This window comes from Candidatus Microthrix parvicella Bio17-1 (genome assembly GCF_000299415.1).
Taxonomy (GTDB): Bacteria; Actinomycetota; Acidimicrobiia; order Acidimicrobiales; family Microtrichaceae; genus Microthrix; species Microthrix parvicella.
In genome coordinates this window covers 354,394-374,586 of the sequence record NZ_AMPG01000002.1, presented here as the reverse complement: position 1 = coordinate 374,586, position 20,193 = coordinate 354,394, and the positions used below count along the sequence as shown (strand labels likewise).

Annotated in this window: 21 protein-coding genes; 20 read left to right on the top strand and 1 reads right to left on the bottom strand. The window is 67.5% G+C overall.

What is annotated here, in order from left to right; all coding sequences use genetic code 11:
* The first annotated feature begins 41 nt into the window (after positions 1–41).
* From rimM to MPARV_RS0109970, 7 genes are all read left to right on the top strand, one after another.
* On the top strand, positions 42–497 hold the full coding sequence (rimM, locus tag MPARV_RS0110000; RefSeq protein ID WP_020378136.1) for a ribosome maturation factor RimM: 456 nt from the start codon (positions 42–44) through the stop codon (positions 495–497).
* Positions 472–1,275: a tRNA (guanosine(37)-N1)-methyltransferase TrmD gene (gene trmD, locus MPARV_RS0109995; protein ID WP_100221292.1), complete on the top strand. Its 804-nt coding sequence runs from the start codon at positions 472–474 to the stop codon at positions 1,273–1,275. Before rimM ends, trmD begins: the two co-directional genes overlap by 26 nt.
* A 442-nt stretch (positions 1,276–1,717) precedes the next feature.
* Positions 1,718–2,875 carry a thiolase family protein gene (locus MPARV_RS0109990; protein ID WP_031278102.1) on the top strand — a complete coding sequence of 386 codons (1,158 nt, stop codon included), beginning with the start codon at positions 1,718–1,720 and terminating at the stop codon, positions 2,873–2,875.
* Between the two features lie 153 nt (positions 2,876–3,028).
* Positions 3,029–3,373 (top strand): 50S ribosomal protein L19, encoded by a 345-nt coding sequence (gene rplS / locus MPARV_RS0109985; protein WP_031278101.1) that lies wholly within the window; start codon positions 3,029–3,031, stop codon positions 3,371–3,373.
* Positions 3,374–3,460: 87 nt separating this feature from the next.
* Positions 3,461–3,877: a YraN family protein gene (locus MPARV_RS0109980; RefSeq protein ID WP_012227574.1), complete on the top strand. Its 417-nt coding sequence runs from the start codon at positions 3,461–3,463 to the stop codon at positions 3,875–3,877.
* 45 nt (positions 3,878–3,922) lie between these two features.
* Positions 3,923–4,114, top strand: a complete 192-nt coding sequence (locus MPARV_RS0109975) for a hypothetical protein (protein WP_020378133.1) — start codon at positions 3,923–3,925, stop codon at positions 4,112–4,114.
* A 95-nt stretch (positions 4,115–4,209) separates the two neighbouring features.
* Positions 4,210–5,472, top strand: a complete 1,263-nt coding sequence (locus MPARV_RS0109970) for a RodZ family helix-turn-helix domain-containing protein (RefSeq protein WP_031278098.1) — start codon at positions 4,210–4,212, stop codon at positions 5,470–5,472.
* 21 nt (positions 5,473–5,493) lie between these two features.
* Here the strand turns inward: MPARV_RS0109970 and MPARV_RS0109965 are convergent, their stop codons facing one another.
* Positions 5,494–5,721 carry a hypothetical protein gene (locus MPARV_RS0109965; RefSeq protein ID WP_020378131.1) on the bottom strand — a complete coding sequence of 76 codons (228 nt, stop codon included), beginning with the start codon at positions 5,719–5,721 and terminating at the stop codon, positions 5,494–5,496.
* Between the two features lie 305 nt (positions 5,722–6,026).
* Here MPARV_RS0109965 and MPARV_RS0109955 point away from each other — a divergent pair, with 305 nt between their 5' ends.
* The 13 genes from MPARV_RS0109955 to ispG all read left to right on the top strand — a co-directional run bounded on the left by MPARV_RS0109955 (position 6,027) and on the right by ispG (position 20,189).
* Positions 6,027–7,592: a YifB family Mg chelatase-like AAA ATPase gene (locus MPARV_RS0109955; protein WP_020378129.1), complete on the top strand. Its 1,566-nt coding sequence runs from the start codon at positions 6,027–6,029 to the stop codon at positions 7,590–7,592.
* Positions 7,592–8,893 carry a DNA-processing protein DprA gene (locus tag MPARV_RS22650; protein WP_051011964.1) on the top strand — a complete coding sequence of 434 codons (1,302 nt, stop codon included), beginning with the start codon at positions 7,592–7,594 and terminating at the stop codon, positions 8,891–8,893. Before MPARV_RS0109955 ends, MPARV_RS22650 begins: the two co-directional genes overlap by 1 nt.
* A gap of 82 nt (positions 8,894–8,975) precedes the next feature.
* The gene (locus tag MPARV_RS0109945; protein ID WP_020378127.1) at positions 8,976–9,878 is read left to right on the top strand and encodes a tyrosine recombinase XerC; all 903 of its coding nucleotides are present in this window, start codon (positions 8,976–8,978) and stop codon (positions 9,876–9,878) included.
* Positions 9,879–9,909: 31 nt separating this feature from the next.
* On the top strand, positions 9,910–10,662 hold the full coding sequence (locus MPARV_RS0109940; protein WP_200865209.1) for a FliA/WhiG family RNA polymerase sigma factor: 753 nt from the start codon (positions 9,910–9,912) through the stop codon (positions 10,660–10,662).
* Positions 10,663–10,825: 163 nt separating this feature from the next.
* The gene (locus tag MPARV_RS22645; protein ID WP_157789546.1) at positions 10,826–11,182 is read left to right on the top strand and encodes a murein hydrolase activator EnvC family protein; all 357 of its coding nucleotides are present in this window, start codon (positions 10,826–10,828) and stop codon (positions 11,180–11,182) included.
* A 177-nt stretch (positions 11,183–11,359) separates the two neighbouring features.
* Positions 11,360–12,319 carry a 30S ribosomal protein S2 gene (gene rpsB, locus MPARV_RS0109930; RefSeq protein ID WP_040055533.1) on the top strand — a complete coding sequence of 320 codons (960 nt, stop codon included), beginning with the start codon at positions 11,360–11,362 and terminating at the stop codon, positions 12,317–12,319.
* Entirely contained in the window at positions 12,316–13,113 is a 798-nt protein-coding gene (gene tsf / locus MPARV_RS0109925) for a translation elongation factor Ts (RefSeq protein ID WP_012227594.1), read from the top strand. Before rpsB ends, tsf begins: the two co-directional genes overlap by 4 nt.
* A gap of 11 nt (positions 13,114–13,124) precedes the next feature.
* Positions 13,125–13,847: a UMP kinase gene (gene pyrH / locus MPARV_RS0109920; RefSeq protein WP_020378125.1), complete on the top strand. Its 723-nt coding sequence runs from the start codon at positions 13,125–13,127 to the stop codon at positions 13,845–13,847.
* A 53-nt stretch (positions 13,848–13,900) separates the two neighbouring features.
* Positions 13,901–14,470 carry a ribosome recycling factor gene (gene frr / locus MPARV_RS0109915; protein WP_012227603.1) on the top strand — a complete coding sequence of 190 codons (570 nt, stop codon included), beginning with the start codon at positions 13,901–13,903 and terminating at the stop codon, positions 14,468–14,470.
* Positions 14,470–16,035, top strand: a complete 1,566-nt coding sequence (locus tag MPARV_RS22640) for a phosphatidate cytidylyltransferase (protein WP_051011963.1) — start codon at positions 14,470–14,472, stop codon at positions 16,033–16,035. The genes frr and MPARV_RS22640 overlap by 1 nt, the downstream gene beginning before the upstream one ends.
* Positions 16,036–16,051: 16 nt before the next feature.
* Positions 16,052–17,203, top strand: a complete 1,152-nt coding sequence (gene dxr / locus MPARV_RS0109905) for a 1-deoxy-D-xylulose-5-phosphate reductoisomerase (RefSeq protein WP_031278086.1) — start codon at positions 16,052–16,054, stop codon at positions 17,201–17,203.
* A gap of 16 nt (positions 17,204–17,219) precedes the next feature.
* Positions 17,220–18,911 (top strand): site-2 protease family protein, encoded by a 1,692-nt coding sequence (locus tag MPARV_RS22635; RefSeq protein ID WP_020378122.1) that lies wholly within the window; start codon positions 17,220–17,222, stop codon positions 18,909–18,911.
* Positions 18,912–18,953: 42 nt separating this feature from the next.
* The gene (gene ispG / locus MPARV_RS0109895; protein WP_051011962.1) at positions 18,954–20,189 is read left to right on the top strand and encodes a flavodoxin-dependent (E)-4-hydroxy-3-methylbut-2-enyl-diphosphate synthase; all 1,236 of its coding nucleotides are present in this window, start codon (positions 18,954–18,956) and stop codon (positions 20,187–20,189) included.
* The last annotated feature ends 4 nt before the right edge of the window (positions 20,190–20,193 follow it).

The window sequence follows — 20,193 nt, the reverse complement described above, 5'->3', positions numbered from 1 at the left end:
ATCCCGGCACTGCCTCCAGCACAGGGGAGGAGTTGTTGGAGGTGGGTCGCCTCCTGAAGCCCCACGGGCTTGCGGGCGAGGTCGTGGTGCAGTTGGTCACCGACCGGCTCGAACGGGTGAAGCCCGGTTCGGTCCTGCACCACGAAGGTGGCACGCTGACCGTTCGATCCTCGCGCCCTCACCAGGACCGTCATCTCGTGCGCTTCGCCGAGGTGTCCACCCGCGAGCAGGGTGATGCGTTGCGAGGCGTCGTACTGTCCGCGCCACCGTTGGACGATGCTGACGGGTTCTGGGTGCACGAACTGGTCGGCGCAACCGTGGTGTCCTCCGATGGCATCGGGCGCGGCGTCGTCGAGTCGGTGCAGGCCAACCCCGCACACGATCTGTTGGTGTTGGAGGGTGGTGCGCTGGTGCCGGTGACGTTCATCGTCGATGGCCCCGTTGATGGCCGCATCACCGTTGAGGTTCCCGATGGGCTCTTCGACCTCTACGCCTGACGCCACGCCGGTGGACGGGCCGGCAGTCGTGTCGCCATCCCCCGATGCGCCACGGCTCGACATCGCGGTGTTCACGATCTTTCCGCAACTGATCGACGCCTTCGCGGGTGAGTCGTTGTTGGGCAAGGCGCAACGCAGGCATCTGGTGCGGGTCAGGACCCACGACCTGCGGGACTACACCACCGGCGTGCACCGCAGCGTCGACGACGCCCCGTTCGGGGGAGGCGCGGGCATGGTGATGACCCCGGAGCCCATCTTCAGCGCCGTCGAGGCCATCGAGCCGCCGCGTCCATTGCTGATGCTGGGACCCGCCGGTCGGCCGTTCAGCCAGGCGATGGCGGCCGAACTGGCGGCGGGCGGTGGCTTTTCGCTGCTGTGCGGACGTTACGAGGCCATCGATGCCCGGGTGCGCGACCACCTGGTGGACGGTGAGGTGTCGCTGGGCGACTTCGTGCTCGCCGGTGGCGAGGTGGCAGCCCTTGCCCTCATCGAGGCCACTGCACGCCTGGTTCCCGGCGTGATGGGCAACGCCACCTCCGCCTTGGAGGAGTCGCACTCCGAGAACCTGCTCGAGTACCCGCACTACACCCGCCCGGCCGAGTTTCGGGGCTGGGAGGTGCCCGACGTGTTGACATCCGGCGACCACGCTCGGGTGGCCCGTTGGCGCCGGGCTCAGGCCCTGGCCCGCACGCTGGCCGACCGTCCGGACCTCATCGAGGCCCGAGGTGGCCTGACGGCGGCCGACCGAAAGCTGCTCGCCGAGTTCCACCTGGGCTGAGCGGTCGTGCGGCGATTGCATGCCGATGCCAGGGCCGTGGCTGCCGAGGTTGCGGAGCTCGCCGACGAAATCGACACTGTCGAAACGCTGAAGTGTCGAAACGAAGGCTCTCGGCCGATTCCTTCCCAGCTGGTCATCCATCTCAAGCTCGCAGGCTTGGGGAATCCGGCCGAGTTCCGTGCCGGTGTCGTGCAGGCGTTGGCTGCCCGAGGATTCAGGGACCGAAGGCACGGGACCGGCGATCTGGTTGCAGCGCAACGGGATCTGGACGGGGGACGAGTGGGGTCGATCAGCCTGCGAAATTCAGACGCCTGCGAAATTCAGAGGCCTCTGAGGTGGAATACCACCTCAGCACGTGGATTGAACCGACCATCAAGTGCAGAGGCGCGTTGGCTGAAACGAGAACGTGTTCTCGTTTTAGCCCGGCGGGTAGGATGAGTCGATGGCTGACGTAGTGATCGCAAGCGCTGTTCGTACCCCCATCGGCACCTCCTACAAGGGCACCCTGGCGGCGACGACCGCCCAGCAGCTCTCCGAGGTGGCCGTCGGGGCCGCCCTTGAGCGCTCCGGTGTGCCCGCCGAGGCGATCGAAGACCTCGTGATGGGCGAGTCGATGCAGGGTGGCGGCAACATCGCCCGCTACACGGCCATCGAGTTGGGTCTCGACAGCGTGCCCGGTGCGGCGATTCAGCGCTGGTGCGCCTCGGGCATGTCGGCGGTCAACTACCTGGCCGCCAACATCGCCTCGGGCATGGTCGAGTGCGGTATCGCGGGTGGTACCGAGTCGATGTCGACGGCACCGGCCACCATGAAGCCGGGTCCCGATGGGTCACAGCAGAGTTGGCTGCCCGCCGCCCACCCCGAGACCGACATCACGCCGGCCTTCAATATGGCGATGACGGTGGGGGAGAACACCGCCCGTATCGCCGGCGTCACTCGTGAGCAGGCTGACGAGTGGGCATTTCACTCCCATCAGCGGGCAATCGCAGCCATCGACAACGGCTACTTCGACGCCGAGTTGGTGCCCGTTCCGCTCGGCGACGGCAACAACTTCAGCGTCGACGAACACCCGCGTCGCACCTCGTCGCTCGAGAAACTGGCGTCTCTGCCGGTGATCAACCCGATGTTGGAGGGTGCCATCGTCACCCCCGGCAACAGCTCGGGCCTCAACGACGGCGCTGCCGCCATGGTGCTGTGCAGCCGCGAGTTCGCCACCAGTCATGGTCTGACCCCGCTGGCGACGATCCGCTCCTGGGCATCGGCGGCCGACATGGTGGAGCGAAACGGTCTGGCCCCCACGCTGGCGATCCCAAAGGCGCTCAAGCTGGCCGGTATCGGTATCGACGACGTCGATGCGGTGGAGATCAATGAGGCGTTCTCGTCGATGGCTGTGGCATCGTCCCGCGAGCTGGGCCTTGACCACGCGATCACCAACCAGGTGGGCTCGGGCTGTTCGCTGGGCCACCCCATCGCCTGCACCGGCGCGCGCATGCTCGTCACGATGGCCCATCAGTTGGCTCGCACCGACACCCAGTGGGGCGTTGCCGCCATGTGCGCCGCCGGTGGCATGGGCGCCGCGACGGTGATCGAGCGGCTCTGACGGCGGTTCTGTAACTGCCACCTGCGAGCGGCCCCGGTTGGTGGGCGGTGCCCGTTGCCGCTACCATCACCCGGTTCCCCGTTCGTCCACACGCGGCCCCACAGTTCGGCTCAGGTGATCAACCTGAGCGCCGCAATCCTCCCGGAGCACATCATGAAGGCCACCGATCTCATCGACGCCGGTACCGTCCGCGACGACATTCCGGACTTCGCCATCGGCGACACCGTCAAGGTGCACGTCAAGGTGGTGGAGGGCTCCAAGGAGCGCATCCAGGTGTTCCAGGGTGCTGTCATCCGTCGTGAGCACGGCGGCGTGCACGAGACCTTCACCGTTCGTAAGGTGTCCTACGGCGTGGGCGTCGAGCGCATCTGGCCGGTGCACTGCCCCACGATCGACCGCCTCGAGGTGGTCAGCCGCGGCGACGTCCGACGGGCGAAGCTGTACTACCTGCGCGATCGCGTCGGCAAGCGAGCCAAGATCCGCGAACTGCGCGACTGAGACCCGGCGCCGCGGCGCCGAACGGGTCGCACCCCCCGGGGTGCGGTCCCCCTTCCGTGCCTGCTTGGGTCCGTCCATGCTGGTCGGATGACCTCCAGTCGACTGCCCGCTTCCACTCGCACATCCGACACCCGGTCCTCCTTCGCGGAAACCCCGCCGATCGACCGGTCGCGGCAGGCGCTTGGCGCCTGGGGTGAGGCCAAGGTGGCCCGCTGGTACGAGTCGCGGGGCTACGAGGTGCTCGATCGCAACTGGCGGTGCGCCCGCGGTGAGATCGACCTGGTGGTCCGGCGAAAAGGGGTGGTGGCCATCGTCGAGGTGAAGACCCGCACCAGCGACCGGTTTGGCGTGCCGGCTCTTGCGGTTGGCCACGCCAAGCAAGCCAGGCTTCGGCGCCTTGGGGCTGCGTGGCTGGCCGAATGTGGTGGCGGCGTTGGACAGGTTCGCTTCGACGTGGCGTCGGTGCTTGCGGGCAAGGTCTCCGTGATCGAGGGTGCCTTCTGATGGCTCTGCCACGAGGGGGAGGCGACGTGCTGGGGTAGTAGGCGCATGCCACGCATCCAGCTGTGCCTCCCCAAAGATCTGTACCAGCAGGTCAAGGAGCACGGCCTGCCGGCATCGAAGATCTTTCAAGAGGCAGTGCGGGAAGATCTGTACCGCAGGGGCAAGGTGGCCGCGCTCGATGACTTCGACCAACCAGTTCCTGAATCGTGCCGGATCGAGCCGCTCGTCGCCGAGTAGCCGGCCCGCCGGGCAGGCTGGTGTGGGCCGTTGGGCCGAGATGTTCAAAGAAGGCAATGACCTTTCCTTACTTTCCAAGCGGCTACCGTCTTTGTATGGGACGGCGCCGGCGGTTTGGGACCCGTACGGCCGCTGCGGTGGGGCTGATGACGGCGATCGCGCTCGTTGCGACTGGATGCAGCGGAGGGCTCGACGACTCGACCAGCGCCCGGCCGATCTCGGTGAAGCCCAATGAGGGGCCCGTGGTGGCCGGAGCATCGGAGTTTCTGGTGGCTACCGGCGAGCCGGGTCGGCCGACACACCTGGTGAAGGTGGGCGCCGACGGGCAGGTCGACTGGCCTGCCGACGGTGGGATGATCGCCGGTACCCAGTTGTCCGATGGGAGTTGGTTCATCCTCAATTCGTCGTGTCAGGGTACCTCCGGGGTGTGCGGGGGTGTCGGAGGTATCGGGCTGAGCGTCGACGGCGAGGTGAAGGGGTCCGGCGATCTGTGGGACGACCCTGGTACCTATGAGGTGGTGGGGTCGAGCGGGTCGTTGGTGTTGGTGTCGGTCCGAACCGACACCGAGGTGACCGCCTACTGGGTGGATGCCCGCACGATCAAGGAGGCCGGTCAGGCATTCCGGTCGGCGCCGTACGACAACGCGGCCCTCCGGGACGCTGCGGAGGCCTCGCAAGGCGGAGAGGAGTTTGACAGCCCCCGCTCTCGGTTCTGCGCCGGTGACGATGCCGCATTCGTGCTGTCATCGCCGGAACACCGCGGTGTGTTGGAGCCCCCATCGCGCACCGTGGAGGTGATTCCCACGCCGGCGGCGAAGCGGCAGGGTGAGGCGCCCCGGCTCTTCGAGGTGGACATCGATGGCTTCGATGCCCGACTGGCGGGTGCGCTGATGTGCGGAGCGGGAATCCTGACGGACATCACGGTGGGCCCCAGCAGGGACGGAGGCAGCGAGGTGACGGTCAGCAGGTTGGATGTCGGCACCGGTGACGCGACCGAACGCTCGGTAGCCACCTACGAGACTCCGCTGGTCGAGCTGTATGGCGGGGGTGCAAATCGGGCGCTCCTGGGCGTGGCGCAATTGGGCGACCTGAGCGACGACGATGCCGGCGACGTGACGAGCGAGGGTTCGGCCACCAGCGTGGTTTCCGGGACCACTTCGCCATCGCGCGGCTCCGCTCCTGCGGATACCTCGGGGCCGCCTGCCGAGCCGCCGTCGGAGTTGGTGGTGGTGACCGAAGCGGGCAAGGTGATCGAGGTGGGGCCACAGGCGCCGACCGGACCGGCCGTGATCAGCCTGGACGGCACCGCCGTGCTGCAGCCCGCCGGGGACACGCTCCAGGTCGATGCCATCGGCTGACAGCAACGCGTCCTGGCCGGATCACCCGGCCCTGACCCGCTTCTCCCAGCAACCGTGGTGCCAATGGCGGCGAAGGTCGGCGGCGCCGTCGGGCACGACCACCACATGGCCAAGACCCCGAGGGAGCTCCCGGTTGCACCAGGGGCAGGTGTAGGTCTTGTTGGCCTGGTAGGGCTGGATGCGGCGAACCTCGACCGAGCCGGGATCGAACGGGTCGGTTGGAGCCTGGCGCCGGCGAGGTCGGCTCACCCGAAAATGCCCCAGACCACCAGGCCGGCGCACACCACCAGGGCGGCGATCACGATCAGGAAGTCGGCGGGTGTCTTGTCGGTCTTCTGATGAGGGTTGAAGCCCATGGCACCAGTGTGCCCGACCGACCGGGCCCACGACACACCAACCCTGCGAATCCGCGCCCGAATGAGCCGCGGGATCGAGGCGCGGGTCGCGCTACCCGCGTTTCGGGGTTCTCGCGGCCGGGGAGCCACCGTAAGGTCGAACCATGGCTCGCAGGTGGCCCACACCTTGCCTCCCCGCTCACAGGACACGAGGCAAACATGTTGGCCACCATTGCGTCTGCAACGCTGCTCGGCGTCGAGGGCCGAGGCGTTTGGGTGGAGGTGCACGTCGCCAAGACCGGGCTACCCCGATTTGTGATGGTGGGTCTGCCCGATGCGGCCTGCCGTGAATCGCGCGACCGAATCCGAGCCGCGGTCATCAACGCGGGCCTGAGGTTCAGCGGCAGCGAGGTGGTGACGGTGAACCTGGCGCCGTCGGGACTGCGCAAGAGTGGCTCGGCGCTGGACCTGCCCATCGCCGTCGCCTACCTGGTGGCATCGGGCCAGCTGAAGGCCTCAGCGGTGGAGAGCGTCGGGCTGCTTGGCGAACTGGGTCTGGACGGCACGGTCCGCGGCGTGCGGGGTGCTTTGCCGTTGGTGGAGGCGACCCAGGCCATGCGGGTGGTCGTTCCGGCCGAGAACGCCGCCGAGGCACAGCTGTCCAACCGTGAGGTGCTGGTGGGCACCAACCTGGCGGACGTGGTGTCGTCGCTTTCGGGGGATCGGTTCTGGCCGGACCCGCCCGACCTGGTGGTGTCACCGGTGGCGCCGGGTCCCGACCTGTCGGAGGTGCGCGGCCATCGCCTGGCTCGCAAGGCCCTTGAGGTTGCGGCCGGTGGCGGCCATCACCTGCTGATGCTGGGGCCGCCTGGTTCGGGCAAGACGATGCTGGCGCAGCGCAGCGTGGGGTTGCTGCCGCCGTTGGACGACGTGCGCGGGGCTGAGGTGATCCGGGTGCACTCGGCTGCCGGGTCGCTGTTTGGCCTTGGGGCGGCGGACAGCGGCCCCGCGGGTGTTGGCCCGTTGCGGTGCGATGCAGCGGGAGAACTGGTGGTGACCGCCCCTTTTCGTGCCCCGCACCACACCGCCACGGTGGTGTCGCTCGTCGGCGGGGGAAGCTCGCAGATGCGGCCCGGCGAGGTCAGCCTGGCTCACGGGGGCGTGTTGTTTCTGGATGAACTGGCCGAGTTCCCCGCCCACGCGCTCGACGCGTTGCGCCAGCCGTTGGAAGACGGATCGATCAGGGTCAGCCGGGCCCACGCGTCGGTGTCGTTTCCCGCCCGTTGCCTGCTGATTGCGGCGATGAACCCGTGCCCCTGCGGTGCGGGTACGCCCGAACGCTGCCGGTGCAGCGAGCCGGCCCTGCGTCGTTATGCGCGGCGGATCTCGGGGCCGCTCCTCGACAGGTTTGATCTTCGAGTGCGTGTGGAGGCCATGGCACCCGAGGACTTGGTGGACGCTCCGCCCGGCGAGACTTCGGCAGCGGTGGCGGAACGTGTCGCCCAGGCACGCGGTGCGGCCCGACGTCGTGGGGTGGCGGCCAACCGGGAACTCAGCCTGGCGGAGTTGGAGGACCATACCCGGCTGACGCCCGAGGCCAGAGCGGTCTTGGACTCGGCATTGCGCAGCGGTCGGCTGAGCGGCCGCGGCATGGCCAGGGTGCGCGCTGTGGCGTTGACGCTGCGCGACCTTGACGGTGCCGACGGCACGCTGGACGCCCCCACAATGCAGGTGGCGTTGGGTCTTCGGGCCGAGGTTGGCGTGGCCCTGGCGGCGGTGGCGTGATGGGCGGTGGCGTGATGGGCGGCGGCGCGGTGGGCGCTGCCGAGATGGACGGTGGCGCGGAGACCCAACAAGGGCCTGGCGTCGGCTCGGATGCTGCGGTCTCGGCGGCAACCCTCGCCGGTTTGGAAGGCATGGGTATGGGGTTGCTCGCTCGTTGGTGTGGCGACCCAGGCCCCCGGACGGCACTGGCACTCGTTCAGTCCGCAGACGCTCCGGTGTGTGCCGAGGTGACGTCCGAGCGGTGGCGGGTGTGGAAGCAACAGGTGGCGGTCGGCGACGTGGTGGCCCGCACCGCCCGGGCCCTCGCAAGCGCCGACGCCCGGGCGCTTCTTCCGTGCGATGTGGGCTACCCCGACCGTCTGGCGGATGATCCGCGTGCTCCGGCGGTCCTGATTCGCCGTGGTCGGGGTGCGGGCCCCGGCCACGGGGAGGCAACCGTGGCCATCATCGGTACCCGCCGGGCCTCTCAGGTGGGTAAGGAGGTGGCTGCCGAACTGGGCGCCGAACTGGCTGGACGCGGCATCACGGTGCTCTCGGGTATGGCCCGGGGTATCGACGCCGCCGCTCATCGCGGCGCGTTGGGCGTCGCGCCGACCTTGACGATCGGAGTGATCGGGTGTGGGCCTGATCAGGTGTACCCGCCGGAGCACCGGGTGCTGTGGGGCCAGGTCTCCGCCGGTGGCGGGTTGTTGGGGGAGTGGCCTCCGGGGGTGGCGCCCAACGCATGGCGTTTCCCGGCGCGCAACCGCCTGCTGGCGACGCTCGCAGACGTGGTGGTCGTGGTTGAGTCGGCGCGTTCGGGTGGCTCGATGCACACGGTGCGCGAGGCCATCGACCGGTCGCGGCCGGTGTTGGCGGTGCCGGGCTCGGTGCGGTCACGGGTGGCGGAGGGCACCAACCTGCTGATCTCGGAAGGCTGCGACCCCTGCGTCGACGTGACGGACGTGCTGTGCGCCCTCTCCCGTCAGGCGAGCAGTTGTGAACCGGTCCGGCCCGCCGCGCGCCGTCGCCCACATGCTGATGCTCGCCAGAATTCGCTTCCCGGTGTTGCCGAGATCACCGATCGTGCCTCAACGGATGGATCAACCGTGGAGGACACGCCAACAGATCCGGTTGAGGCGGCCGTATTGGCGGCGGCCGGCTGGCAGAGCGTCAGCCTGGAACGAATCGCCGATGCGCTCGAGCGGTCGGAGGTACAGGCGACGTTGCTGGAGGTGGCCGGTGCTGTCGGCCGCCTGTGCGAGCGGGGTGCCCTGGTGGAACGGGCAGGCTGGTACGAGCAGACGGGGCGGGGCCAATGAGTGGTGAGTGCGCGCCCGCGGGCCGCTGTGCCCGGTTGCCAATGGAATTGCGGAATGGTCCGATAGCCTCAAACACATCTGTATGGATGTTGCTTCCAGAGAATCCTGGCGCCTCGACGATGTGGTTGGGGGCGCCGCCCTGGCCTCCTCGACGCGTTCGGCCTACCGCCGGGACCTGGTGGGGTTCATCGCCTTCTGTGCTGCCGCAGACGTCCCCGATCCATCATCCCTGCAACGTGACGATGTTCGGGCCTGGTTGCGTTCGCGGGCGGCCGCCGGCCTTGCGCCCGCCACGTTGGCCCGATCCCTTGCCTCGGTTCGACACCTCGTCCGTTGGCATCTTCGAGAAGGCACCATCGTCACCGACCCCACCGCCGGCCTCAGCACCCCCCGAGGTGCCCAGCGGTTACCTCGGGTGCTTCGCGCCGACGAGTTGGCGCAGTTACTCGATGAGGATGCCCAGCCGGATCGGCCCACCGCTCGGCGCGACGACGCCGTGTTGGAACTGTTGTACGGGTCGGGGCTGCGGGTCTCGGAGCTGTGCGGCACCGACATCGGGGACCTCGACCTTGATCGGGGCGTTGTTCGGGTGCTCGGCAAGGGTTCGAAGGAACGCCTGGTGCCGATGGGCGACGCCGCGGTGGCTGCGGTGCGGGATCACCTCGCTCGGGCCGATTCGCAGTTGGGTGCACCCGGACCCGGCAACCCTGCGGTGGGGTGCGGGCCCGAGCTGTTTCGAAACTCCCGCGGAAAGCGGCTTGCCCCACGGGACGTGCGTCGAATCGTCGACCGTCGTTCGCCCGTGCCCACCCACCCTCATGCGTTGCGGCACAGCTTCGCCACCCACTTGCTCGACGGTGGCGCGGACCTTCGTTCGGTGCAGGAACTGCTGGGCCACTCGGACCTTGCGACCACTCAGATCTACACCCACGTCAGCCGGGAGCGCATGCGAACGGCTGTGCACTCGGCGCATCCCAGGGCCTGACGTGTCCATCGCCGGACCCGATGGTCGGCCGGTGTCGGAATCCGAACTCGGTGACCTGTGGCGGCAGTATCGGGACGAGGGCATCAGGTGGCAGCGAGACCGGTTGATCGAGCACTACGCCGCCGTGGTGAAGTATGTGGCAGGCCGCCTGGCGGCGGGGCTGCCCCGCAATGTGGAGGTGGGCGACCTGGTGTCGGCGGGCATGTTCGGGCTGATCGAGGCAGTCGAGCGATTCGAACCAGAACGTGGGTTCAAGTTTGAGACCTTTGCCATCCCCCGCATCCGCGGAGCGATGACCGATGAGCTGCGATCGATGGACTGGGTGCCCCGCTCGGTGCGCACCAAGGCCCGCAAGATCGAGGAGAGATCCGGCCATCTGCAGGCCAAGATGGGCAGGGCACCCAGCGACGAGGAGTTGGCTGAGGCCTTGAGCTGGACCGAGGGGCAGTTGAACCATGCGCAGTCCCAAATCAGCACGGCGGGCCTGGTCGCGCTCGATGAGCTGACAGGTCCGGGGGGTGATGAGCTCGAGATGACGGATGACTCACGCTCCCCGTTGGTGTACATGGATCTGGTGTCGGAACGACAGCTGTTGGTTGAGGCCTTTGCGGCGGCGGGAGAGCGGGAGCGCGAGGTGATGGGCATGTATTACATCGAGGGGTTGACGATGGCGCAGGTCGGTGGCGTGCTTGGAGTGACCGAATCGCGGGTGTGTCAAATTCACGCCAAGGCCGTGGTTGGGTTGCGAAGTCGGTTCCACACCCTCGGCAACGCGCACCTGTAGACCGATGTCGACGTTCCGTTCGCTGGCCGCCTCGTTGGCGATCGTGCTGTTGGGCCCGTTAACACCGCTCCCGGGGGCGGAGCCGAAGGCCCCGGTGACCCCAACGGCCCGGCCAGGGGACCGACCCACCTGGAACGGGTCCCGGCCCAGGTTCGTCCCTCCCGTGGACGCGCCGATAGCAGACCCGTTTCGGGCTCCGTCGGGCCCATTCGGCCCGGGCAACCGGGGTATCGAGTACGCCACAGCCCCGGGCACGCCGGTGCGGGCCATTGGCGATGGCGTCGTGGCCTTTGCGGGCCAAGTAGCCGGCCGGGGTGTCGTCTCGATCGATCACCCGTCCGGGCTGCGCAGCACCTACACCGGTCTGGGAGACATCTTCGTGAGGTCGGGCCAGTCGGTGGCTCAGGGGGGACCGGTGGGTCGCACGGTCACCCGCCTGCACCTGGGCCTTCTTGACGGACGTCGCTACCTGGACCCCGCCGCCTTCTTTGGCGGGTCTCCCGCCGTGCTCGTGGAGTGAGTGGGACGGCGGAGCGGTGATTGAAACCAACTGTGATCAGCGGTCGATCAGGCGTTAGCATCGCCGGTCGGCCCAAACGGGTCGGTACTGCCAAGACATCATCACCCGGGCGCACCTTCGGTCGCCTTGCGCGCATCGCCCCCGGGAATCGTCGAACCGAAGGAAGGAACCACCACCATGGCCCCAGTCGTCACCATGAAGGAACTCCTCGATGCGGGTGTCCACTTTGGACACCAGACGCGTCGTTGGAACCCCAAGATGCAGCGCTTCATCTACGGCGAGCGCAACGGCATCTACCTGATCGATCTGCGTCAAACCCTCGAGCGGGTGCGCGACAGCTACATCTTTGTGCGTGACCTGGTTGCCGACGGTGGTTCGGTGATGTTCATCGGCACCAAAAAGCAGGCTCAGGATTCGGTGCAGAGCTACGCCGAGCGCTGCGGCATGCCGTATGTCAACGAGCGCTGGTTGGGTGGCATGCTCACCAACTTCGAGACGATCTCCAAGCGGATCAAGAAGATGAAGGAGTACCAGCGCATGCGGGACTCCGGCGAGTTTGAGGCAATGCCCAAAAAGGAGGCGTTGCTGCTCACCCGTGAGCTGGCCAAGCTGGAGCGCTATTTGGGCGGCATCCGCGATCTCGAGTCGTTGCCTGACGCCGTGTTCATTCTGGACACGAAGAAGGAAGATATCGCCGTCACCGAGGCCAACAAGCTGGGCCTGCCCATCGTGGCCGTGGTGGACACCAACTGCGACCCGGACATCATCACCTACGTCATCCCCGGTAACGACGACGCCATCCGCTCGGGCAGCCTGATGAGCCGCGTGATCTCCGACGCGGTCAACGAGGGTCGTCAGATCCGCAACAAGCGAGGCCACGGCGACCCCTCACCCGCCTCCGCCCCTGAGGCGCCCAAGCCCATCGAGCGCACTCCCGAGGAGAAGGCCGCCCATCAGGCTGCTCAGGACCAGGCCCGCAATGAGGCAGCCGCCCAGGCCGCCGAGCGCGAGCGTCGCCTGAGCGAGCCCAAGGCCACCCCAGCAGCGGCAGAGCAGAGCGCCGAGCCCGCAGCCGCCGAAGAGCCCGCGCCCACCGCTGTGGTCGCCGACTCGACGAGCAGCACGGAGGAAGCATGAGCGAGGTCACCGCAAAGGACGTCAAGGCGCTGCGTGACGCCACGGGCGCAGGCATGATGGACTGCAAGAAGGCCCTGCTTGCGGCTGAGGGCGACCGGGACAAGGCGGCACGCATCCTGCGTGAAAAGGGCCTGACCAAGGTCGCGGCGCTCGAAGATCGCGAAAACAACGAGGGCGCCGTGGCCATGGCCACGGCGGGCTCTGTTGCCGCCATGGTGCAGCTGAAGTCGGAGACCGACTTCTCGGCCAAGGCCGAGGACTTCATCGCACTTGCGCAGAAGCTGGCCGATGCCGTTCTCGCCGGTGGGCCCGAAGCCGTGTCCGAGGTGGCCGAGGATCTCGACAACCTGAAGATCGCCAAGCGTGAGAACATCGAGATCGGTTCGGCAGTGCGCTTTGAGGCGGCCGAGGGCAACGTGTTGGACGCCTACCTCCACATCCAGGACGGGCGCGGGGTGAACGGCGTGCTGGTCGAGGTGACCGGCACCGACGACGCCGACCTGGTGCACGAGGTGGCGCTGCACATTGCGTTCGCCAAGCCCACGGCCATGAGCCGGGACGAGGTATCGGATGAGCTGGCCGCCAAGGCCCGCCTGAGCTTCGAGGACCTCACCCGCAAGGAGGGCAAGCCCGAGCAGGCGGTGCCCAAAATCGTCGAGGGCCGCATGGGTGCCTGGTACGCCGAGCGCGTCCTGCCCGAGCAGGGAATGTTTGGCGAGAAGCAGACGGTGGACGATCGTCTCGGCGACGCATCGGTGGTCCGCTTCGCCCAGGCGATCATCGGCGAGTCGTAACCTCTCCCCCCATGACAACTCCACGTTGGTCCCGGGTCCTTCTCAAGCTCTCGGGCGAAGCGTTTGCCGGTAATGCCGGCAGCGGTATCGATGGCGAGGTGGTCACCCGGCTGGCCAACGACATCGTCGAGGTGAAGCGGCGCTTTGACGTGGCCCTCGCCGTCGTGGTCGGCGGCGGCAACATCTGGCGTGGCCTCACCGGCGCCGGCGCGGGCATGGACCGGACTCAGGCCGACTACATGGGCATGTTGGCCACGGCCATCAATGCGCTGGCGTTGCAGGAGACGCTGGAACGGCTGGGCCAGGAAACCCGGGTCCAATCGGCGATCCACATGCAACAGGTGGCCGAGCCGTACATCCGGCGGCGGGCCATGCGGCACCTTGAGAAGGGCCGCGTGGTCATCTTTGCCGCCGGTACCGGCAACCCCTTCTTCACCACCGACACGGCGGCTGCCCTGCGGGCGGTTGAAATCGAAGCCGAAGTGATGTTGAAGGGAACCCACTCGGGCACCGAGGGCGTGTATTCGGCCGATCCCAAGGTCGACCCGGATGCGGAATTGCTGACCGAGGTGAGTTACCTCGACGTTCTGTCGCAGGGCTTGAAGGTGATGGACTCCACGGCCACCAGCCTGTGCATGGACAACGAGCTGCCCATCGTTGTGTTCGATTTGATGGGGCCGGGCAACCTGGCCGGTCTTCTTGCAGGCGAACGCATCGGCACCCTGGTCAGTTAGGGAGTGCGACCCTCCCCGCCTTGGGGGTGCGGCATCGGTAGGGTGGGTCAACCATGAGCGAAGAACTGGTCTCCCTCATCTGTGACGATGCCGCCGATCGCATGGAGCGTGCTGTCGCCCACACACGTTCCGATCTGGCCTCCATCCGCACGGGCCGGGCAAATCCCGCGCTCGTCGAGAAGCTCATGGTCGAGTACTACGGCGCGATGGCCCCGCTCCAGCAGCTGGCCTCGTTCTCGGTACCCGACGCCCGCATGCTGGTGGTGACACCGTTTGACAAGGGCGCCATGTCGGCGATCGAGCGAGCGATCCAGGAATCGAACCTGGGCCTCAACCCCAGCAACGACGGCGTCAACATCCGTCTGGCGTTTCCGCAGCTCACCGAGGAGCGACGACGAGACTTTGTGCGGCTGGCCCGGCAGAAGGCCGAGGATGGGAAGAACTCGCTGCGGGGCACGCGGCGCGACGCCCGTAAAGACGTGGAGGCCTTGGAGAAGGATTCGGAGATCTCCGAAGACGACGCGCGTCGGGCGATCGAGAAGATCGATCGGTTGGCCAAGACCTATGAGGCACAGGTTGACGAGGCCATCGAGACCAAGACCGCTGATTTGATGGAGGTGTGATGGCTGGGCCAGAGGACGACGACCCATTCGCATCGTGGTTTGATGAGGGTGATACCGGAGCGTTGGTGCGTTCCGAGGACGCAGCCGATCCCGACGACGGCTTCGAACTGCCCGACTGGTCGGCGCCACCCACCGGCCAAGTGCCGGCGGTGGTGAGCACCGGCCAACACGGGCCGGTGACGGGCCCCGTGTACCGGGGTGAAAGCCAAACCCGTGGCGACGAGGCGCCGATGGCCTTCGACGACCTGGCCGACACCCACCTGCGGGTTGGCGCGCTTGACGATGCAGGCATCGGCCCCGAGGACGACCCGTACCTCTCCGACAACTACTCGATCGATCCGGCCGATCAACCAACCTCCGTTGCTGAGCGCCCAGGATCTGGCACCGGCCCATCCACGGAGGCGACCCCGTCGGTTCCGCCTTCAGCAGGGGCTCCGCCCGCCCCCCGGCCCCGTGCCCAAAGCGAAGCACCCCGTCCGGGAGTACCGGCAGGTAGGTCCCAGGGTGCTCCCGGACCGGGCCGTCGGCCACCAGGTGGGGGTGTGGCCGCTCCGCCGGCGCCCCCTCAGCAGGGTACCGATGCACGGCGACCGCAGGGTCGCCAGCCCGCCGAGCCCAGCGGCGACCTGCAGCGTCCCCGCACCCGGCCGCCCGAGGCGAACGCAGACGGTGGGCGACCGTCACCGATGCCCAGACGGCGTGCGCCCGAGCCGGCGAGCGGCGAGCGCAACCTGCCTCAGGCGATCATGGTTGGCCTCGGACTGGTGGCCGTCGGGGTGGCGGCGTTTGCGCTGGGCCAGATCCCGGCGATGATCCTGATCGTTGTGGTGCTCGGCCTGGCAGGCACCGAGATGATGGGAGCGTTGCACCGCGGCGGGTACACCCCGGCCGGTCTGGTCGGCCTGGCGGGCATCGTCGGGCTGGTCATCGGCGCCTATCAGGCTGGATCGGCTGCCTACCCCATCGTGCTGGGTCTCACGATCTTGGCCGGGTTGCTGTGGTACCTGTTCGTGTCGCCGGGTGATCAGCCGGTACAGAACCTGGGCGCCACGATGTTGGGCATGCTCTACGTCGGCGGTCTCGGAAGCTTCGCGTCGCTCCTTATCGGCCTGGGTCGCATTTCTCCGGATGGTAAGGGCGGAGCGTGGCTGCTCTTCGGGGCCGTGGTGGCTGCGGTCACCTACGACACGGCCGGGTATTTCATCGGCAAAACGATGGGGGCCTCGCCGTTGGGCGGCTCGCTGCGGGCGATCAGTCCAAACAAGACCCAGGAGGGCCTGTTGGGCGGCGTGGTCGTTTCGATCCTCGTCACGTTCGTGTACCTCACCGTCACCTCGCCGGCGCTCCTGGGGAGCGAGGGATTCTCGACCCGCACGGCGCTGTTCGCGGTGCTGTGCCCGTTGGCGGCGCCGCTGGGCGATCTGAGCGAGTCGTTGCTCAAGCGCGATCTGCAGATCAAGGACATGGGAACGCTGTTGCCCGCACACGGTGGCATTCTCGATCGTTTCGATGCGCTGCTGTTCGTGTTGCCGGTGGCGTACTTCGTCACCGTCACGGGCTGGTAGAACAGCAAGGTTGACCATGATCGACGTGGCGGTACTCGGCTCGACCGGTTCGATTGGCACCCAGACGCTGGAGGTCATCGCCACCGAACCTGAGCGGTTTCGGGTCTCGGCGCTGAGCGCGCATGGTTCGGTTGAACTCATCGCCCAACAGGCTGCCGAGGTTCACCCCGATGTGGTGGTGATCACCGACGAGTCGCGGGCGGCCGACCTGGCCGGCCAACTTCCCGTCGGCACAACCCTCGACGTGGGTCCGGCGGCGCTCGAGGCCGCCGCGGCTTCGGCGGACGTGGTGATCAACGGTGTGGTGGGCTTTGCCGGGCTTGGCGTCACCCTGGCCACCCTGAACGCCGGCAAGCGGTTGGGCCTGGCCAACAAGGAGAGCCTGATCGCCGGAGGGCCCGTGGTGCAACGGGCCCGAGCCACGCATGGAGCCGAACTGGTGCCGGTGGACTCCGAGCACTGCGCCATCCACCAGTGCCTCAGGGCCAACGACCATCCGGATCGTCTGGCCCGGGTGGTGTTGACGGCCTCCGGGGGTCCCTTCCGTGGGCGAACCGCGGCCGAGCTGGCAGACGTCACCGTTGAGCAGGCGCTCGACCACCCCACCTGGTCGATGGGACCCAAGATCACCATTGACTCGTCCACGCTGATGAACAAGGGCCTGGAGGTCATCGAGGCCCACGAGCTGTTCGGGGTCGACTACGACGACATCGACGTCGTGGTGCACCCGCAGTCCATCGTGCACTCGATGGCCGAGTTCTCCGATGGCACCACGATGGCCCAGGTGTCGATGCCTGACATGCGCCTGCCGATTGGTTACGCCCTGACCTACCCCGACCGCATGGGCTCCGCGTTTGGGGCCATGGACTGGACCCGCGCGGTCACGCTCAACTTCGAGCCGCCAGATCGGACCACCTTCCGATGCCTCGATCTGGCCTATGCGGCCGGACGGCTGGGCCAGACGGCGCCGGCGTGGCTGTCGGCGGCCAACGAGGTGGTGGTTGAGGCGTTTCTCAGCGGGGGGCTGCGCTGGACGGCCATTGGTGAGCTGACCGATGAGGCACTCGGCCAATGGGATGGCACACTGGCCGACAGCGTTGGTTCCGTTTTACACGCCGATCGACGCGCACGCGAGGTGACCCGCCACATCATTTCGGGCCGCCGTTGAGGAGTACACCCCCGACATGACCGACGTGAGTGACACGCCGAGCACCATCCCCGATGAGCCAAACGTCGTCGGCCCCACGGAGCCCGCGACACACGCTCAGAACGAAGTTGATTCGTCAGAGCGCGGGTCATCCGAGAAGCCGCAGACTTCCACCGCAACCACCAATGTCGTTCCCGACGGATCGCTCCCGGAACCCGAGATCGAGCGGGCGGGTGCCTGGCGACTCTTGTTGGTTGTCGCCGCGCTTGTTGGGCTGTGGTGGTGGCAGGGCCTGGCCCTCCTGGTCGTGATCCTGTCGCTGGTGTTCATGATCACCATGCACGAGTTTGGGCATTACCTCACCGCCAAACGGGCGGGCATGAAGGTCACCCAGTTCTTCGTCGGGTTCGGCCCACGGATCTGGTCGATTCGCAGGGGCGAGACCGAATACGGCATTCGAGCAATCCCGGCCGGTGCGTTCGTGAAGGTTCCCGGCATGTTGCGCGATGAAGAGGTGTCGGCCTCCGACGAGCCCCGAAGCTACCGGGAGGCCTCCTTCAAACACCGGGTGACCATGGCCTCGGCCGGATCGGCCATGCACTTCCTGATGGCGCTCATCCTGTTGTTCTGCCAGTTCGCCTTCTTCGGTCAGGCCGACCCAGCGCAGTGGTCGGTCGAGACGGTGGTACCGGGTTCGGCAGCCGAGGCCGCCGGTATGTTGCCGGGGGATCGGGTGCTGTCGGTCGACGGCGACCCCGTGCGCGATCTTGGCGACCTTGGGGCCGAGGTCGCCTCGCGTCCCGGGGAAACGGTGCCGCTCGTCGTCGAGCGGGACGGCCGGGAGTTGGTTCTCACGGCCACGCTGGGCAGCCGTGCCGCCATCATCGGCACGGTTGGCGAGGACTTCGGCCTGTTCTTCACCGATAATGGTCCGGTCGTGAAGGCGTTTGGCCAGCGCGCGCTGGACGCAGGCCTGTCGGAGAACGACCTGGTGACCGAAATCAACGACGTACCCATCACCACGCCCGCCGACCTGAAGGCAGCGGCCGCCGACTCTGCCGGTGGAGTCCTTGAGATCGCGTTCACGCCGGCGGATGGAGGGGCGACCCAGACCGCCGACCTGGACCTGGGCACGGCCGTTGCAGCCACCAGGCCGCAGGGCATGATCGGCACCACCTCCGAGGCCGGCGAGGTGCGCATGAGCCCAGTGCAGGCGTTGGCCGCAACACCCGGGGCGTTTTGGGAGATGGCGGCCGGTTCGGTCACCGGATTGGTCAAGGTGATGAACCCCGCCAATCTGGTTGGCTTCTTCGGCCGGGCGGCCACGACGGGTCCCGGCGGCGAGGAGGCCTCCAACGTGCCCACCCCGGCGGCGGCCGCCCAGGAGGCCAACTTCGACAAGAACGCAACACGTCCCATCTCGATGGTGGGGGCGGCGTCGATGGCCGCCGGTTTTGCCGAGGCCAATTGGGGCGCTCTCCTGGGACTGCTGGCGCTGCTGAACATCTTTATCGGCCTCTTCAACCTGGTGCCGCTGTTGCCCTTCGACGGCGGGCACATCGCCATCGCCTGCTACGAGAAGGTTCGCGAGAAGATGAGGGGCGACAACCGTCGCTACTTCATCGACCCGGCCAAGATGTACCCGGTGGCGGTGGTGGTGGTCGGCGTGTTGGGGTTGCTGTTCCTCAGTACGGTGTACCTGGACGTAGTGGACCCGTTCAAGATGTAGCACCGCTTCCCCAGCGGAGGACGGCCCCAAAAAAAGGACGGCATGGACCCAGGAGCTTCCAGCAGCATCGAGCGACGGCCGACCCGCCGGATCATGGTTGGTGACGTTCCCGTGGGTGGTGGTTCGCCGGTGACCGTTCAGTCGATGACGATCACCAAGACCGCCGACGTGGACGGCACGCTGGCCCAGATCTACGCGCTTGCTGCTGCGGGCGCCGACATCGTGCGCTGCACGTGCAACGAGACCGAGGCGGCCGAGGGTCTGGCCCGTATCGTGCCGCGAAGCCCGGTGCCGATCGTCGCCGATATCCACCATCAGTACAAGATGGCGCTGGCGGCGCTCGAGGCGGGGGTGGCCTGCCTGCGGCTCAACCCGGGCAACATCCGTCGTCCGGAGCACATCAAGACCGTGGCCATGGAGGCCAAGGATCGGGGTGTGCCCATCCGCATCGGTGTGAACGGCGGTTCGCTCGACCCCAAGCTGTACGAGAAGTACGGCGGCAAGGTCACCCCGGAGGCCATGGTTGAGTCGGCACAGATGGAGCTGGCCTACTTCGAGGAGGTCGACTTCACCGATGTGAAGATCTCGGTCAAGGCCTCCAACGTGCCGCTGATGATCGAGGCCTACCGGCAACTGGCCGACGTCACCGACTTTCCGCTGCACCTGGGTGTCACCGAGGCCGGTCCGCTGCCGGGCGGCTACATCAAGGCAACCGCCGGCATCGCCACGCTGCTGGCCGAGGGCATTGGCGACACCATCCGCTACTCGCTCACCGCCGACCCGGTGGAGGAGGCCCGCGCCGGCCGGCAGTTGCTCGAGGCGATGGGCCTGCGGGAGCGCAAGGGTGTGGACCTGATCGCCTGTCCGTCGTGTGGCCGGGCCGAGGTTGACGTGATCGGCGTGGCCGAAGCCGCACAGAAGGCCTTCGGGGAACGGCAGATCCCGCTGCAGGTTGCCGTGATGGGTTGTGTGGTCAACGGCCCGGGTGAGGCCCGTGATGCCGACCTTGGCATTGCAGCCGGCAACAAACGGGGCCACCTGTTCGTCAAGGGCGAGAACGTGGCGGTCGTGCCCGAGGACGAGATGGTGGACACCCTCGTCGAGTGGGCCGACTACATCGTCGAGCACGGCACCGAGGCGGCCCTGGAACGCGCCCGCCACACCAAGGCGGAGGCCAAGAAGGCCGCAGCCGAGGATCGGGCCCGCAACCTTGGCGACCGGGGCGACGACGCCAACGACTCCGAGGCCATCGTCGAGCTGATCCGCAAGACCATCTGATGCG